General features: G+C 57.0%; 14 protein-coding genes, 4 tRNA genes and 1 riboswitch. Of the genes, 13 read left to right on the forward strand and 5 right to left on the reverse strand.

The features are described 5' to 3' along the window. Positions 1 to 42: 42 nt before the first annotated feature. The gene (locus KGB06_RS12605) at positions 43 to 552 is read right to left on the reverse strand and encodes a 6,7-dimethyl-8-ribityllumazine synthase (protein WP_007943897.1); all 510 of its coding nucleotides are present in this window, start codon (positions 550 to 552) and stop codon (positions 43 to 45) included. Between the two features lie 102 nt (positions 553 to 654). Then, a riboswitch (FMN riboswitch) is annotated at positions 655 to 827 on the reverse strand. Between the two features lie 195 nt (positions 828 to 1,022). On the opposite strand from KGB06_RS12605, the gene ltaE reads away from it, so the two are divergent. From ltaE to KGB06_RS12640, 7 genes are all read left to right on the forward strand, one after another. Next, entirely contained in the window at positions 1,023 to 2,027 is a 1,005-nt protein-coding gene (gene ltaE, locus KGB06_RS12610; RefSeq protein WP_223516153.1) for a low-specificity L-threonine aldolase, read from the forward strand. A gap of 146 nt (positions 2,028 to 2,173) precedes the next feature. Beyond that, positions 2,174 to 4,798 (forward strand): alanine--tRNA ligase, encoded by a 2,625-nt coding sequence (gene alaS / locus KGB06_RS12615; protein WP_223516155.1) that lies wholly within the window; start codon positions 2,174 to 2,176, stop codon positions 4,796 to 4,798. An 89-nt stretch (positions 4,799 to 4,887) separates the two neighbouring features. After that, positions 4,888 to 6,129, forward strand: coding sequence for an aspartate kinase (locus KGB06_RS12620; RefSeq protein WP_007943901.1), 1,242 nt, complete (start codon positions 4,888 to 4,890; stop codon positions 6,127 to 6,129). Positions 6,130 to 6,316: 187 nt separating this feature from the next. Beyond that, on the forward strand, positions 6,317 to 6,505 hold the full coding sequence (gene csrA, locus KGB06_RS12625; RefSeq protein ID WP_002554426.1) for a carbon storage regulator CsrA: 189 nt from the start codon (positions 6,317 to 6,319) through the stop codon (positions 6,503 to 6,505). 62 nt (positions 6,506 to 6,567) lie between these two features. Continuing rightward, positions 6,568 to 6,658: transfer RNA gene (locus KGB06_RS12630), tRNA-Ser, on the forward strand. A gap of 107 nt (positions 6,659 to 6,765) precedes the next feature. Next, a tRNA-Arg gene (locus KGB06_RS12635) sits at positions 6,766 to 6,842 on the forward strand. A 72-nt stretch (positions 6,843 to 6,914) separates the two neighbouring features. Next, a tRNA-Arg gene (locus KGB06_RS12640) sits at positions 6,915 to 6,991 on the forward strand. Between the two features lie 19 nt (positions 6,992 to 7,010). Here the strand turns inward: KGB06_RS12640 and KGB06_RS12645 are convergent. Next, entirely contained in the window at positions 7,011 to 7,529 is a 519-nt protein-coding gene (locus KGB06_RS12645) for a cell envelope protein SmpA (protein WP_223516157.1), read from the reverse strand. A 319-nt stretch (positions 7,530 to 7,848) separates the two neighbouring features. Between KGB06_RS12645 and mgtE the strand changes: the two genes are divergently transcribed. After that, positions 7,849 to 9,291 carry a magnesium transporter gene (gene mgtE, locus KGB06_RS12650; RefSeq protein ID WP_223516159.1) on the forward strand — a complete coding sequence of 481 codons (1,443 nt, stop codon included), beginning with the start codon at positions 7,849 to 7,851 and terminating at the stop codon, positions 9,289 to 9,291. A 100-nt stretch (positions 9,292 to 9,391) separates the two neighbouring features. On the opposite strand, the gene KGB06_RS12655 is transcribed toward mgtE, so the two are convergent. Beyond that, positions 9,392 to 9,718, reverse strand: coding sequence for an Arc family DNA-binding protein (locus KGB06_RS12655; RefSeq protein WP_007943904.1), 327 nt, complete (start codon positions 9,716 to 9,718; stop codon positions 9,392 to 9,394). Positions 9,719 to 10,103: 385 nt separating this feature from the next. Between KGB06_RS12655 and phnN the strand changes: the two genes are divergently transcribed. After that, positions 10,104 to 10,676: a phosphonate metabolism protein/1,5-bisphosphokinase (PRPP-forming) PhnN gene (gene phnN, locus KGB06_RS12660; protein ID WP_223516161.1), complete on the forward strand. Its 573-nt coding sequence runs from the start codon at positions 10,104 to 10,106 to the stop codon at positions 10,674 to 10,676. On the opposite strand, the gene KGB06_RS12665 is transcribed toward phnN, so the two are convergent. Together KGB06_RS12665 and KGB06_RS12670 are read right to left on the reverse strand one after the other, a co-directional pair. Next, positions 10,651 to 10,830, reverse strand: coding sequence for a PA3371 family protein (locus tag KGB06_RS12665; protein ID WP_223516163.1), 180 nt, complete (start codon positions 10,828 to 10,830; stop codon positions 10,651 to 10,653). The genes phnN and KGB06_RS12665 overlap by 26 nt on opposite strands. Before the next feature lie 24 nt (positions 10,831 to 10,854). Beyond that, the gene (locus KGB06_RS12670; protein ID WP_223516165.1) at positions 10,855 to 11,085 is read right to left on the reverse strand and encodes a hypothetical protein; all 231 of its coding nucleotides are present in this window, start codon (positions 11,083 to 11,085) and stop codon (positions 10,855 to 10,857) included. Between the two features lie 284 nt (positions 11,086 to 11,369). On the opposite strand from KGB06_RS12670, the gene KGB06_RS12675 reads away from it, so the two are divergent. From KGB06_RS12675 to KGB06_RS12690, 4 genes are all read left to right on the forward strand, one after another. After that, positions 11,370 to 11,446, forward strand: a tRNA-Arg gene (locus KGB06_RS12675). A gap of 145 nt (positions 11,447 to 11,591) precedes the next feature. After that, entirely contained in the window at positions 11,592 to 12,929 is a 1,338-nt protein-coding gene (chrA, locus tag KGB06_RS12680; RefSeq protein ID WP_223516167.1) for a chromate efflux transporter, read from the forward strand. A 151-nt stretch (positions 12,930 to 13,080) separates the two neighbouring features. Next, entirely contained in the window at positions 13,081 to 14,685 is a 1,605-nt protein-coding gene (locus KGB06_RS12685; protein WP_223516169.1) for a tetratricopeptide repeat-containing response regulator, read from the forward strand. Beyond that, positions 14,682 to 15,374 (forward strand): sensor histidine kinase, encoded by a 693-nt coding sequence (locus tag KGB06_RS12690; RefSeq protein ID WP_223516171.1) that lies wholly within the window; start codon positions 14,682 to 14,684, stop codon positions 15,372 to 15,374. The genes KGB06_RS12685 and KGB06_RS12690 overlap by 4 nt, the downstream gene beginning before the upstream one ends. Positions 15,375 to 15,458 lie beyond the last annotated feature (84 nt).

Here is a 15,458-nt window from a genome sequence, read left to right on the forward strand (position 1 = left end):
TCCGCCGTCTTCGCTGGCAAGCCAGCTCCTACAGGGTTTGCGTTAAACGGCCACTGCGCGCGGCTCACTACGACGCAACGCCCGCATCTTGTGCAGCGTATCCGCGCACGTTTTCGCCGCTTCCTGACCTTTATGCACAAAATGCTCGAAGAAGAATTTCTGATGTTCTTCGCCGGCATGGAAGTGGTGCGGGGTCAAAACCACCGAGAACACTGGCACTTCGGTTTCCAGCTGGACCTGCATCAGGCCGCTGATCACCGACTGCGCCACGAATTCGTGACGGTAGATCCCGCCATCGACCACCAGGCCTGCGGCGACGATACCGGCGTAACGACCGGACTTGGCCAGCAGCTTGGCGTGCAACGGGATTTCAAAGGCGCCGCCGACTTCGAAGAAATCGATTTCCGATTCCTGATAACCCTGAGCAATCATTTCGGCCACGAAGCCTTTGCGGCTCTGGTCGACGATTTCTTTGTGCCAGCAGGCCTGGATGAACGCAACGCGCTCGCCCTGATGGTTTTTGCTTTTGCTATCGATTGCGGTGGGTTGCATGTTCTGACTCCTGTTTATGTATAAAACAGGGCATATGAATCGAATGGGATTTCAGGGTGCGCACGCTTGCACGAATGCTTGCGTACGGCCCTTTGGCGTCAATCCCGTTCTCTCTTCATCCGGACTATGACCGTCGGCCCCGGGATCACACCGGGTCTGCTGACCTTGTCGTCATACACAGCCATTTGCCGTGCCTGTCGCCAAGCGCTCGCGGGCTATGCGCGTTGCGCGCAATTACCGCCGGTGGGGAGTTGCACCCCGCCCTGAGAACGTTTTGCCGTCAGAATGTCTGGCAGCGCAGCGTTTTTAACACATATTTCAGAGCCGCGCATCGCTGCTATCCGATGATTGCAATCGACTTTTTCGCTGGCTTGAGAGGCCTTTTCCCGCTCAAGGGTTGATTATTCGTTGCCATGCCCGCAGTAATTCCTACCTGGAAGGGATATCCCCTGCTTACCGAGGCCAGATTCATGAGTGTTATCGATCTTCGCAGCGACACCGTCACCCAACCCTCTGTCGGGATGCTCGACGCGATGGCCAAAGCGGCCACCGGTGATGACGTTTATGGTGAGGACCCAACGGTCAACGGTCTGGAAGCCGAACTGGCAAAACGCCTTGGTTTCGCCGCAGTGCTGTTCGTACCGACGGGAACCATGAGCAACTTGCTGGGTTTGATGGCGCATTGCGAACGCGGTGATGAATATATTGTTGGCCAGCAGGCTCACACCTATAAGTACGAAGGCGGTGGGGCGGCGGTGCTTGGTTCGATCCAGCCGCAGCCGCTGGAAGTGCAGGCCGACGGCTCGCTGGACTTGGCTCATGTTGCCGCCGCGATTAAACCGGACGATTTCCACTTTGCCCGTACCCGTTTGCTGGCGCTGGAAAACACCATGCAAGGCAAAGTGCTGCCGCTTGAGTATCTGGCGCGGGCCCGAAGCTTTACCCGTGAACATGGGTTGCAGCTGCACCTGGACGGCGCGCGGCTATACAACGCAGCCGTCAAACTGGGGGTTGATGCCAGGGAAATCACACAGCACTTCGATTCCGTTTCGGTCTGCCTGTCCAAAGGCCTGGGCGCGCCAGTCGGTTCAGTGTTGTGCGGCTCTGCCGAGTTGATCGGCAAGGCGCGCCGTTTGCGCAAAATGGTCGGGGGCGGCATGCGACAAGCCGGGCTTCTGGCCGCAGCGGGTTTGTATGCCCTGAACAACAACGTCCAGCGTCTGGCTGACGACCACGCCAATGCACAATTCCTGGCCGAAGGCTTGCGTGCGGCGGGTTACGACGTCGAGCCGGTGCAGACCAACATGGTTTACGTGCAGATGGGCGAAAAGGCTGAAGCAATCAAGACGTTCGCCGCCGAGCGCGGGATCAAGTTGAGCGCGGCAGGGCGCCTGCGTATGGTCACGCACATGAACGTCAGTCGTGAGCAAATCGAGCAGGTCGTCGCGGCATTCGTCGACTTTTCGCGCAAGTGATAGCGTTAGCGCTCCAATTGACTGTTTCTATCGTATAAACACGCTGTACCCCGCGCGCAGGGCCGATATAATGCGGCCCTTTGCCGTCGCTTCGTCTGTTGACGTTTCGAACAGGCCTTTGGCCGCAGCCTCCGTGGAAGAACCTAATGAAAAGCGCAGAAATCCGTGAAGCCTTCCTTCGCTTCTTCGAAGAGCAAGGCCACACCCGTGTAGCCTCCAGCTCTTTGATTCCGGGCAACGACCCAACCCTGCTGTTCACTAACGCGGGGATGAACCAGTTCAAGGACTGCTTCCTGGGCCAGGAAAAACGCGCGTACACCCGCGCGGTCAGCAGCCAGAAATGCGTGCGCGCCGGCGGCAAGCACAACGACCTGGAAAACGTCGGTTATACCGCCCGTCACCACACCTTCTTCGAAATGCTGGGCAACTTCAGCTTCGGTGATTATTTCAAGCGTGACGCCATCACCTACGCCTGGAACTTCTTGACGTCCGACCAGTGGCTGAACCTGCCAAAGGAAAAGCTCTGGGTCACTGTCTACGCCAGCGATGACGAGGCGTACGACATCTGGACCAAGGAAATCGGTGTGCCAGCCGAGCGCATGGTTCGTATCGGCGACAACAAAGGCGCGCCGTACGCGTCCGACAACTTCTGGACCATGGGCGATACCGGCCCGTGCGGCCCTTGCACCGAGATTTTCTACGATCACGGCGCCGACATCTGGGGCGGCCCACCGGGTTCGCCGGAAGAAGACGGTGACCGTTACATCGAAATCTGGAACAACGTGTTCATGCAGTTCAACCGCACCGCCGATGGCGTGTTGCACCCGCTGCCAGCACCGTCGGTCGACACCGGCATGGGCCTGGAGCGGATCAGTGCAGTGCTGCAGCACGTTCACTCGAACTATGAAATCGACCTGTTCCAGAGCCTGCTGATCGCTTCGGCCAAGGCCATTGGTTGCACCAACGACGCTCAGGCTTCCCTGAAAGTCGTGGCGGACCACATCCGCTCCTGCGGCTTCCTGATTGCCGACGGTGTGCTGCCGTCCAACGAAGGTCGCGGCTATGTACTGCGCCGGATCATTCGTCGCGCTTGCCGTCACGGCAACAAGCTGGGGGCCAAGGGCAGCTTCTTCTACCAGATCGTTGCGGCCCTGGTCGCCGAGATGGGCGAAGCCTTCCCGGAACTGAAATCCCAGCAGGCGCATATCGAACGCGTTCTGAAAGCCGAAGAAGAGCAGTTCGCCAAAACCCTGGAGCAGGGCCTGAAAATCCTCGAGCAGGATCTGGCTGATCTCAAAGGCGACGTGGTGCCGGGCGACGTAGTGTTCAAACTCTACGACACCTACGGCTTTCCGATGGACCTGACCGGCGACATCGCTCGCGAGCGCAGCCTGACCATCGACGAAGAAGGTTTTGAACGTGAAATGGAAGCCCAGCGCGTCCGTGCCCGTTCTGCCAGCTCCTTCGGCATGGACTACAACAGCCTGGTCAAGGTTGATGTGGCCACTGAATTTACCGGTTACAAAGCGACCAGCGGTTCGGCGAAAGTGGTTGGTCTGTATAAAGATGGTCAAGCGGTCGACGTATTGAGTGAAGGTGAAGAGGGCGTGATCGTCCTGAACCAGACACCTTTCTACGCTGAGTCGGGTGGTCAGGTCGGTGACTGCGGTTACTTGCAGGCCGGCGCTTCGCGTTTCGACGTGCGTGACACCACCAAGACCGGTGGCGCGTTCCTGCACCACGGCGTGCTGGCTTCGGGCAGCTTGTTGATCGGCGCTCCAGTGGAAGCTCACGTTGAAGCCGACGTGCGGCACGCGACTTCGCTGAACCACTCGGCGACTCACTTGCTGCACGCTGCATTGCGTCAGGTGCTGGGCGATCACGTTCAGCAGAAAGGCTCGTTGGTCGACAGTCAGCGCCTGCGCTTTGACTTCAGCCACTTCGAAGCCATCAAGCCTGAGCAGTTGAAGGCGCTGGAAGACATCGTCAACGCCGAGATTCGCAAGAACTCGGTTGTTGAAACCGAAGAAACCGACATCGAGACCGCCAAGAAAAAAGGCGCCATGGCGCTGTTCGGCGAGAAGTACGGCGACAGCGTGCGCGTGCTGAGCATGGGCGGTGATTTCTCGGTTGAGCTGTGTGGTGGTATCCACGTCAACCGTACCGGCGACATCGGCCTGCTGAAAATCATCAGCGAAGGCGGTGTGGCGTCGGGCGTACGTCGTATTGAGGCAGTCACCGGTGCGCAAGCGCTGGCCTACTTGAACGCTGCTGAAGAACAACTCAAGGAAGCGGCCAACCTGGTAAAAGGTAGCCGCGACAACCTGATCGACAAGCTGTCGGCTGTGCTGGAGCGCAACCGTCTGCTGGAGAAGCAACTCGAGCAGTTGCAAGCCAAGGCTGCCAGTGCGGCGGGCGACGATTTGTCGGCCTCTGCGCTGGACGTCAAAGGCGTGAAAGTGCTGGCCGTGCGTCTGGACGGTCAGGATGGCAAGGCGCTGCTGGCGCTGGTCGATCAACTGAAAAACAAACTCGGCCGCGCAGTGATCCTGCTCGGCAGTGTCCATGAGGAAAAGGTCGTGCTGGTTGCAGGCGTGACCAAAGACCTGACTGGCCAACTCAAAGCCGGTGATTTGATGAAGCAAGCCGCTGCGGCAGTGGGCGGGAAGGGCGGTGGTCGTCCAGACATGGCGCAGGGCGGCGGTACAGACGCCGGCGCTCTGGATGCAGCATTGGCCCTGACCGTTCCATTTGTAGAGCAGGGTTTATAAGGCAGCATCTGGCTCGCGGTCTAGTCGCGGGCCAGAACGCTGTTTGAGTGATAATTTGGGCGCCCTTCATGGGCAGAGGCGGCTTTGAAATGGCTTTGATCGTACAGAAATTTGGAGGCACCTCGGTCGGCACTGTCGAGAGAATCGAGCAGGTCGCCGACAAGGTTAAGAAATTCCGCGATGCCGGCGATGACCTGGTGGTTGTGCTGTCTGCAATGAGCGGCGAAACCAACCGTCTGATCGATCTGGCCAAGCAAATCAGTGGCGGCGATCAGCCGGTTCCTCGCGAGCTGGATGTGATCGTCTCCACCGGTGAGCAGGTGACGATTGCGCTGTTGGCCATGGCGCTGATCAAGCGCGGCGTGCCAGCGGTGTCCTACACCGGTAATCAGGTACGGATTCTGACGGACAGCGCGCACAATAAAGCGCGTATCTTGCAGATTGATGACCAGAAGATTCGTGGTGATCTGAAAGCTGGTCGCGTGGTGGTTGTCGCCGGTTTCCAGGGCGTCGACGAGCACGGCAACATTACCACCCTCGGTCGTGGTGGTTCCGATACTACCGGCGTGGCGCTGGCAGCAGCCTTGAAGGCTGATGAATGCCAGATCTACACCGACGTCGATGGTGTCTACACCACCGACCCGCGTGTGGTGTCCGTGGCTCAGCGCCTGGACAAGATTACCTTTGAAGAGATGCTGGAAATGGCCAGCCTCGGTTCCAAGGTATTGCAGATCCGTGCGGTCGAGTTCGCCGGCAAGTACAACGTTCCGCTGCGCGTACTGCACAGCTTCAAGGAGGGTCCGGGCACCCTCATTACTATTGATGAAGAGGAAACCATGGAACAGCCGATCATTTCCGGTATCGCTTTCAACCGCGATGAAGCCAAGCTGACCATCCGTGGCGTGCCAGACATCCCGGGCGTTGCCTTCAAGATTCTCGGCCCGATCAGTGCCGCGAACATCGAAGTCGACATGATCGTGCAGAACGTTGCGCACGATAACACCACCGACTTCACCTTCACCGTGCACCGCAACGACTACCAGGCGGCGCAAACCGTGCTGGAAAAAACCGCTGGCGAGCTGGGTGCCCGTGAAGTCATCGGCGACACCAAGATCGCCAAGGTATCGATTGTCGGCGTTGGTATGCGCTCCCACGCAGGCGTCGCCAGCCGCATGTTCGAAGCACTGGCCAAGGAAACCATCAACATCCAGATGATCTCGACGTCGGAAATCAAAGTCTCCGTCGTGATCGAAGAGAAGTACCTGGAACTGGCTGTGCGCGCTCTGCACACGGCTTTCGAACTGGACGCGCCGGCCCGACAGGGCGAGTGATGCGTTTGCCGAAGGGCGCGGTCTGACCGCGCCTTTTGTTTTTTTGAATAGCGCGACCCAAGACTGTTCTTTTGCTCGCGCTGGTCAATACTCAGGCATGTAGGGCTGCGATCATTCTGGTTGTGGGTCGAGTGCCCTTTTTTTTGCAGACTGTTGTCCCTGAAATGAAATGCGTTAGGAGAAAGGTATGCTGATTCTGACCCGGCGGTGCGCTGAAAGCCTGATTATTGGTGATGGCGAAATCACCGTGACCGTGCTCGGCGTCAAAGGAAATCAAGTGCGTATCGGTGTCAACGCCCCGAAAGAGGTTGCTGTGCACCGTGAAGAAATTTACCTGCGTATAAAGAAAGAGAAGGACGAAGAACCAAGCCATTAATTTTTATCGTTTTTTATGTTTGCAAACGGGGAAAAGGTTGGTTAAGATACGCCCCGTGTTGCGGAGAGCTGGCCGAGTGGCCGAAGGCGCTCCCCTGCTAAGGGAGTACACCTCAAAAGGGTGTCGGGGGTTCGAATCCCCCGTTCTCCGCCATTATTTGCGTAGTACGTTGTAATCTGGCTTCTTCGGTAAGTTGTTGAAATTACTAGAAAAAGTGTTTGACATAGAGATTAGACGGCCTATAATGCGCGGCAACAAATGCACTCGTAGCTCAGCTGGATAGAGTACTCGGCTACGAACCGAGCGGTCACAGGTTCGAATCCTGTCGAGTGCACCATTTAAGAGTTGTTTGCAGTGATGCGAGCAACTTTGCTTCAGCCAGTTGTGGTCTGGTTTAAAAACACAAAATGCACTCGTAGCTCAGCTGGATAGAGTACTCGGCTACGAACCGAGCGGTCACAGGTTCGAATCCTGTCGAGTGCACCAAACACCAAAAAGCCCGCGTTTAACGCGGGCTTTTTGCCGTCTGGGATTTGGCTTTTCCTTTCGTGCATCCTTTCTCATCGAACTCGACGTGTGCGCTACGACCTCGCTTGGTGTCGTAGCGGTAGGTCGTTGATGAATTCCTGATACTGATCTTGTCTGGCTTGCCGAGAGCGCTCTCGACGTCCTGCTGGCTCATGCCGGCGACGACACGTTGATTGATGATCGCTGTGCGTCGCTCCTTGGCGTTGATCAGATTCCCGCATTTGTCCTCGGCCTGACCCACGATGGTCGGCGCTCTCCTTTGGTTTTTTATACCTGATGTTTCGCCAATGTTGGCTTCTGGCATGAGCGCCATCGTGCTGCCGGGTGTGAACGTGTGCACATCCTGCAAAGACAGGCGCTCTCCGGCCGTGCAGCTCAAGGTGGTGAAGGTGACCTGTCCGTTGGGGGCTTCGCATCGGTGAACAGTCCCTGCCTGCAGTCGAGGCGGCAGGCAGAGCAGGGCGGTCAGCAAAAAATAGCGCGCAATCGATGGCATTTGACGTCCTCCATGACGGTCGATATCAAGGGTAGCTGCTACATTTTTTGAGGGTGGTGTGTTTTCTTTTCAGAATGAGTCGTCGCAATTGGATAGATAGGGTGGCGCTCAGGTTTGTCTTGCAAGCGCTTGTTTCAGCCACGATTTTTTAACGTTTAAAACCGTTGGGCGGTGTATCATTGCGCCCGTCAGCCCCGCCGGGGCTTGTGGAATACCTCCATGGACTTACCCAGTAGTTACTCAGTACCCCGTTTTACCAATCATGAATTGACTGATTGATCCTTCCGGCGTGCCCCGCTGCTGGGAGTGGAGTTCGCCTATGTCTGAAGTTGAAGTAAAGAAAACGCAAGAAAGCCTGCAGGACCGCCTCGCTCAAGTTGTTGAGCTGTTGCAGCGTCAGCGGGTCATCGAAGACCTGACTCATCGCCAGGAAGGTCCGCATCACGACCGGGTCGAGAACCTGGTTCACCGGCAAAATCTCGTCGAGCTGCAACGCAAGCTCGATGATCTGCACTCCGCCGACGTCGCTTACATACTTGAAGCGCTGCCGCTGCACGATCGTCTGACGCTTTGGCAGTTGGTCAAGGCGGATCGCGACGGCGACATCCTGCTTGAAGTATCCGATTCGGTCCGCGAAACCCTGATCGCCGACATGGACGATCATGAGCTCCTGGCTGCGGCCAAGGACATGGACGCTGACGAACTGGCTGACCTGGCTTCCGAGCTGCCGCGAGACGTCGTCCACGAGCTGATGGAAACCCTCGATGGTCAACAGCGTGAGCGCGTTCGCTCTGCGTTGTCCTATGACGAGGAGCAGGTCGGTGCGCTGATGGACTTCGAGATGGTGACCATCCGTGAGGATGTCAGTCTCGAAGTGGTTCTGCGTTACCTGCGTCGCCTCAAGGAGTTGCCGAGCCATACCGACAAATTGTTTGTGGTCGACTATGACGGCGTGCTCAAGGGTGTGCTGCCGATCAAGCGCCTGCTGGTCAACGATCCGGAAAAACAGGTTTCGGAGGTCATGGCCAGTGATCCGGTGAGTTTTCACCCGGACGAGGACGCCTATGACGCTGCTCAGGCGTTCGAACGTTACGACTTGATCTCGGCGCCCGTGGTCGACAAAAACGGCAAGCTGATCGGTCGTCTGACCATCGATGAAATGGTCGACCTGATTCGTGAAGAGAGCGAAAACGAAGTTCTCAACATGGCAGGTCTGCGCGAAGAGGAAGATATTTTTGCGTCAGTCTGGAAATCCCTGCGCAACCGTTGGGCCTGGCTGGCGGTAAACCTGATTACCGCGTTTATTGCCTCCCGAGTGATCGGCCTGTTTGAAGGCTCCATCGAAAAACTGGTCGCACTGGCGGCGTTGATGCCGATCGTGGCCGGTATCGGTGGCAACTCCGGTAACCAGACCATCACCATGATTGTTCGAGCCATGGCGCTGGATCAGGTGAGTACCGGTAATACTTCGCGACTGATGCGCAAAGAGTTGGCGGTCGGTTTGATCAATGGTCTGGTCTGGGGTGGGGTGATTGGGGCGGTGGCCTACATGCTGTACGGCAGTTGGTCCCTTGGCGTGGTCATGACTGCCGCCATGACGCTCAACCTGTTGCTGGCGGCATTGATGGGTGTGTTGATTCCGATGACCCTGGCGCGGCTTGGACGCGATCCGGCGATGGGCGCGAGTGTGATGATCACCGCCATGACCGACAGCGGCGGCTTCTTCATCTTCCTCGGGCTGGCGACGATTTTCCTGCTCTGAATTGCCCGCTGTTAGAAACCCGCCATCGGCGGGTTTTTTTTCGCCAAATTTCAGGCAAAAAAAAGCCAGCGATTATGCTGGCTTGAGCTTTCGGGGTGAATCAGGAAGCGTCTGCGGTCAATTCAGCGTCATGGGCGATCAGCGAAACAAGTGCGTTTTGCTGACGGTGGGAGAGTTGACGGAAACGTTGCAGTAATTCGCGTTCGTGCAATGACAGCTCCGGGCTGTCCAGGCGCATGCTCAGCTCTTCGCCCAGAGCGCCTTCCTGAATAAGGCTCTGCTCAAGGCGCGCAATGATTTCGGAGTTCATGCTGCGATGATGATTGCGAGCCACTTCGGCAATGCGTTCACGCATTCCGTCTGGCAGACGTACGACGAACTTGTCAGCCGTACGGCTGGAATAAATTGCCTGTTTCAATGGGCGCATATATTTAACCGGGTTAGTTCAGGGGAGCGGTTCTCGGGATTGGCCGCAGGATGTCTGTTAGGACAAGCGCTCTGGCCAAATGTTCAACCTGAATTGAAGAGGCGCGCATCATGCCTCAAAGCAGCCAGATCATTGGCGTCAATTCTGTGACAAATATTGAACCGGGTAACGGCGTTATGCCAGCACCTGTATTCAGAAATGCGGACTGGTTGGAAAAGTTTGTCCATTGCCGTATCTATGACCGCGCCGTCTGCCCAGCAGGTGATGTCTCAAGTCGCCCGAAGGTGCATGCTATGCGGATTCGATCTTTGATCCTTGTCTGATACAGGATAGTGGCAAATGGCCGATTTACTAGGGGCGGACACGCAGTGGGGGATGATTCAAGATGGATGGCAGGCTGATTTATTTGATGGGGCCTTCCGGATCCGGTAAAGACAGCCTCATCGAAGCGGCTCGAGAACCTTTACGTTCCATGAACGGTGAAGTGGTGCGGCGAGTCATCACGCGCTCCGCAGAAAGTGTGGGCGAGGATGCCATCGGTGTATCCCGCGAAGATTTCCAGCGTCGCAAAGAAGAGGGTGAATTCGCATTGTCCTGGCATGCTAATGGTCTGGATTATGGTATTCCGATTCAAATTGATCAGTGGCTCAAGGACGGCCGACCTGTATTGATCAACGGTTCTCGCGGTCATCTTGCCGAGGCCCTGCATCGCTACCCGGCGCTTTTGCCGGTACTGTTGACCGTCAAGGATGAAGTGTTGCGTGAACGCTTGGTGCGGCGGGGCCGTGAGAGTCTTGCGGAGATTGAAGCGCGACTGAGTCGCAATAGGCAATTCACCGCGGGCGATTTGCCTGGTGATAGGCAGATCCAGCGACTCGATAACTCCGGCGAGCTCGCCGTAACCGTTGCCCATCTACTCAATCTGCTGAAACTTAACGCAGAACCGGATCAAACTTGATTTTTCGCCCGGCAATCAGCGCAAACACAAAAAACACGCCAAAAACGCCGCAAGCAATCAGGGGCAGGGTGATAACTGCCTCCTGCACCAACGCCACATGAAGAATGCCGCTCAGTAAGGCAAGGATCAAAAATCCTGCAGCTGATTTGGACATGCTGTGCTCCTGATAGGGGGTAATTCAAAATACCAAGCGTTCTGAAGACTGCGACTCCGGTCTTGCTTCCTGGCTGACATCCTGGCGAATCAAGCCGCGCTGATCGTTCATGACCGCCAATTGCGGGGCTTTTTGCAGTTGAAGGTAATGCGGTATGCGTTGAGCGACCTGCACCGCGCTGCTCTCGGGGGCAAAATGAAAACCCGCCAGGACTGCAAGGGCGATCGCATTCGAGAGTAAAAAGGCGCGGTTCATGAGGCTCACCTCAGTTGTTCTGAGAACAGCTGAAGCAGCCCGCGCGCCAAGAGTTTAACGGCTATTAATTCCTTTAAAAACAACGAATTACCTTATATTTGGCAAAGCTCTATCTTGCAAACTGCAATGCTGGCATTTTGAGAGGATGCAATTTGCACGGTAAACAAAGCCACGGTCATACGGGGCGCCTGCCTACATTTAAAAAGCCCTACGGACGACATGACAAACGCAGGGCCGCCCGTTAACATGCTCGCCGTCTACTGCATCTCGTGCGGGCGACTTGTGTCCCAGTAGCTCAATTGGATAGAGCATCCCCCTCCTAAGGGGAAGGTTGGCAGTTCGAACCTGCCCTGGGACACCATCTATTTCATGGCGCCTTGCGCAACGTAGCGTTTGAAACCTGAATGGGTTTGCGCTCCGTCAAAAGAATCAGAATGCCTTTCTGTTAGTACCTGGTACCCGCTCGCACACTACCTGCTGATTCGTTTCCAGAGGCTTTGACACCCATGGATGAAGAAGAGCTGTCGAGGCCGCAAGCGATCAGTTTTCGTGAGGCGTTCTGGTTCTGGTTGAAGCTCGGCTTCATCAGCTTCGGTGGGCCGGCGGGGCAGATCTCGATCATGCATCAGGAACTGGTGGAGCGGCGGCGCTGGATATCCGAGCGTAGATTCCTGCATGCCCTCAACTACTGCATGTTGCTCCCAGGGCCAGAGGCTCAGCAGTTGGCAACCTATATCGGCTGGCTGATGCATCGAACCTGGGGCGGGGTGGTTGCTGGCGTGCTGTTTGTGCTGCCCTCATTGTTCATCCTGATCGCTTTGTCGTGGATGTACATCGCCTTCGGCGAAGTGCCTGTGGTGGCTGGGCTTTTCTATGGCATCAAGCCTGCCGTAACCGCCATCGTCGTGCAGGCGGCCCATCGAATCGGCTCTCGGGCATTGAAAAACAATTGGCTATGGGCGATAGCGGCCGCTTCATTCATCGCAATCTTCGCGTTCAATCTTCCCTTCCCGTTGATCGTTCTGGGCGCCGCGCTGATCGGCTATGTCGGCGGCCGCCTGGCGCCCGAGAAGTTCAGGGTCGGTGGTCATGGCGCCGCCAAAAAGTCCTTCGGCCCGGCCTTGATCGATGACGACACCCCGACCCCGGAACATGCCCGATTCAGCTGGTTGAAACTGGTATCGCTCGCACTGATTGGCGCCGCACTGTGGGCATTGCCGATGGGGGTTTTGACCGCATTGTATGGCTGGGAAGGCACCCTGACCCAGATGGGCTGGTTCTTTACCAAGGCGGCGCTGCTGACATTTGGCGGTGCGTATGCCGTACTTCCCTATGTCTATCAAGGTGCAGTCGGCCATTATGGCTGGCTGACACCGACACAAATGATCGATGGCCTGGCGCTAGGTGAAACCACACCCGGACCGTTGATCATGGTCGTGGCGTTCGTCAGCTTTGTCGGGGCGTATGTCGCACAGGTGTTCGGTAGCGATCACGTTTTTCTGGCAGGAGCTGTCGCAGCCTCCCTGGTGACCTGGTTTACCTTCTTGCCCTCGTTCCTGTTCATCCTGGCGGGCGGCCCTTTGGTGGAATCGACCCACAACGAGCTCAAGTTCACCGCACCTCTCACTGCCATTACGGCAGCAGTCGTCGGTGTGATTCTCAATCTGGCGTGTTTCTTCGGCTATCACGTGCTTTGGCCGAAGGGTTTTAGCGGCAGCCTCGATTGGCCCTCTGCACTGATCGCGATTGCAGCGGCAATTGCGTTGTTCCGCTTCAAACGGGGTGTGATTCAGGTGCTGATGGCCTGTGCGGTCGTCGGCTTGGCCGTGCATTTGCTGCGCTAAATGAAGTGAGAGTCTGATAACAGTCTGTGGCGGGCGTCGGGCCCGCCAGATCGCCCGGTAGATGAGCCCTCTCAGTCTAAAGGTAACGGTACTGTTGGCCGATAACCCGTACGGTCATGCTCTTCTTCTTAACATTGCCTGGAAATCTTCGATGCTGTCGTATCACCAAAAGAGTTTTCTGATCGTCGATGATTTCTCGGATTTCCGCAGTTCCGTCAGGTCCATGCTGCGTGAGCTGGGCGTCAAGGACGTGGATACCGCGGACACGGGCGAACAGGCGCTACGTATGTGTTCGCAGAAGTCCTACGATTTCATCCTGCAGGATTTCCATCTCGGCGACGGTAAAAAGAACGGTCAACAGGTCCTCGAAGACTTGATGATCGAGAAGCTGATCAGCCATGAAAGTGTGTTTGTCATGGTCACTGCCGAAACCAGCCAGGCCATGGTGCTCAGTGCGCTGGAGCACGAACCGGACGCCTACCTGACCAAGCCGTTCAACCGTTCTGGCCTGGCTCAGCGCCTGGAGCGTCTGGAGCAGCGCAAGAATTTGCTCAAGCCGATCCTGCAAGCACTCGACCGTGGCAAGCCGCTTGAAGTGCTCAATGCTTGTATCGAGCTGTGCAAGAAGGACATCCGTTATTCGCCGCTGTGCCTGCGCTACCGCGCGGATGCATTGCGCGACTTGAATCAGAACGAAGCGCTGGAGCGCCTCTACGACAGCATCATTGCTGATCGGCCGTTGCCGTGGGCGTTTGCCGGGTTGGGCCAGTTGCTGTTCAAGCGTGGCCAGGTCAGCCAGGCCAAGGGCATCTACGAAAAAGCCCTGAAAGTGTTTCCGATGATGCCGGCGCTGTATGACGGCATGGCCGACGTGCTGGTGGTCGAAGGCGACACCCGAGGCGCACAGAGAGTATTGGAAGAGGCCATTCGCCTGTCGCCACTGGCGGTGCGTCGGCAAGCGCTGTTGGGCAAACTGGCGATGACCAACGAAGATTTCGACACTGCCTCCCGGGCTTATCGCCAGGCGGTGTCCCAAGGCGCTCAGTCGCGCTTCAAGGATGCGGAAAGCAATCTGGGGTTGGCCCACGCCTTGATCTGCAAAGGCAGCGAGAAAGGGTTGGATACCCGCACCCGCCTGGAAATCAACACGACGCTCAGCCTGGTGGCCAAGGAGAATCCGAGCGACCCTGGCCTGCAGATTCGTGCGCGTCTGATGAAAGCCACCAGCCTGTTACTCAACGATGCCGAAACTGCCGAGAAGCTCACCGAACAAGCAATGATGCGCCTCGACGGTATGGAGCAATTCATGAGTGCCGAGGCGGCGCTGCTGGTAGCCAAGCAGTTGCAAATGCTTGGTCAGGCGGGTGCCGGTGCGTCGATGTTGAAAAACTGCGCGGAAATCTACGGTGACGATCCGGTGGTGATGAAGGGCATCGCCAAACTGACCGATGACCCGACGATCCTCAGTTCGAGCAGCGCGGCCGCCGACCTGAACCGTCAGGGCGTACGGGTGTACAAGACCGGCAACCTGGTGGAGGCCCGTGCGGTATTTCGCAAAGCGCTGGCGATGCAGCCGAAAAACATCAGTATTGCCCTGAACATGGCGCAGTCGCTGCTGCACGGTACTGATACCAGTGTGCCGTCGGCCGAAATCGAAGAATGTCGGGTCTGCCTGAAAATGGTCGGATTGATGCCCGATACCGACGCGCGTTATCCGCGCTATCAGAAACTGAAAATCAAGGCGTTCGGCGGATGAGCCAAGACAACCCGGCACTGGATTTCTCGACGGTGATTGCTTCCACCGTGCACGACATGAAGAACTCGTTGGCCTTGCTGATTCAGGCTCACAGCCAGTGGCTGGCCCGCTTGCCCGATCCGGCGCAGCACAGCCCGGAGCAGGGCGTCATCGAGTATGAGTTCGCGCACCTCAATGGCATGCTGGTGCAGTTGTTGGGCCTGTACAAGCTAGGCGTCAATCAGCTGCCGGTGCAACCGGCCTACCATGATCTGGATGACTTTCTCGAAGCGCAACTGGCGAGCCATCAAGAGGTGTTCGCCAGTCGCGGCATTCTCGCGACCTATGAAGTCGACCCGTTGTGCCCGCTGGGTTTCTTCGACCGCGAGCTGGTCGCCTCGGTGCTGGCCAACATCATCAACAACGCCATTCGTTACGCGCGCGAGTCACTGCTGATCAGCGTCAGTGACGAGGGCGGCCAGTTGGTGCTGACCATCAACGACGATGGCGACGGTTATCCAGCCGAGATGATCGAGTTTCAGGCTGACTATGTGCCGGGCATCAATTACAGCAGCAGTAGCACCGGTCTGGGCCTGTACTTTGCCGGGCGGATCGCCGCGCTGCATCAGCGCAATGGTGTCGGCGGAAGCACCCGGCTCAGCAATGGCGGCCCGTTGGGCGGCGGTGTGTTCAGCCTTTACCTGCCCTGACGGTTCTTTATTGTGTGGCGCTGCTTGATATTCTGAACAGGTGGAGCCTATTTTGTACGGGTCGCCGTTTGCGGCTCGCACAAC

Source organism: Pseudomonas sp. GL-B-19 (assembly GCF_019956415.1).
Taxonomy (GTDB): Bacteria; Pseudomonadota; Gammaproteobacteria; order Pseudomonadales; family Pseudomonadaceae; genus Aquipseudomonas.

Excerpts from the sequence above, each read along its gene's own strand:
- KGB06_RS12605 (WP_007943897.1), bottom strand. The coding sequence starts at position 552 with ATGCAACCCACCGCAATCGATAGCAAAAGCAAAAACCATCAGGGCGAG.
- ltaE (WP_223516153.1), top strand. The coding sequence starts at position 1,023 with ATGAGTGTTATCGATCTTCGCAGCGACACCGTCACCCAACCCTCTGTC.
- alaS (WP_223516155.1), top strand. The coding sequence starts at position 2,174 with ATGAAAAGCGCAGAAATCCGTGAAGCCTTCCTTCGCTTCTTCGAAGAG.
- KGB06_RS12620 (WP_007943901.1), top strand. The coding sequence starts at position 4,888 with ATGGCTTTGATCGTACAGAAATTTGGAGGCACCTCGGTCGGCACTGTC.
- csrA (WP_002554426.1), top strand. The coding sequence starts at position 6,317 with ATGCTGATTCTGACCCGGCGGTGCGCTGAAAGCCTGATTATTGGTGAT.
- KGB06_RS12645 (WP_223516157.1), bottom strand. The coding sequence starts at position 7,529 with ATGCCATCGATTGCGCGCTATTTTTTGCTGACCGCCCTGCTCTGCCTG.
- mgtE (WP_223516159.1), top strand. The coding sequence starts at position 7,849 with ATGTCTGAAGTTGAAGTAAAGAAAACGCAAGAAAGCCTGCAGGACCGC.
- KGB06_RS12655 (WP_007943904.1), bottom strand. The coding sequence starts at position 9,718 with ATGCGCCCATTGAAACAGGCAATTTATTCCAGCCGTACGGCTGACAAG.
- phnN (WP_223516161.1), top strand. The coding sequence starts at position 10,104 with ATGGATGGCAGGCTGATTTATTTGATGGGGCCTTCCGGATCCGGTAAA.
- KGB06_RS12665 (WP_223516163.1), bottom strand. The coding sequence starts at position 10,830 with ATGTCCAAATCAGCTGCAGGATTTTTGATCCTTGCCTTACTGAGCGGC.
- KGB06_RS12670 (WP_223516165.1), bottom strand. The coding sequence starts at position 11,085 with ATGAACCGCGCCTTTTTACTCTCGAATGCGATCGCCCTTGCAGTCCTG.
- chrA (WP_223516167.1), top strand. The coding sequence starts at position 11,592 with ATGGATGAAGAAGAGCTGTCGAGGCCGCAAGCGATCAGTTTTCGTGAG.
- KGB06_RS12685 (WP_223516169.1), top strand. The coding sequence starts at position 13,081 with ATGCTGTCGTATCACCAAAAGAGTTTTCTGATCGTCGATGATTTCTCG.
- KGB06_RS12690 (WP_223516171.1), top strand. The coding sequence starts at position 14,682 with ATGAGCCAAGACAACCCGGCACTGGATTTCTCGACGGTGATTGCTTCC.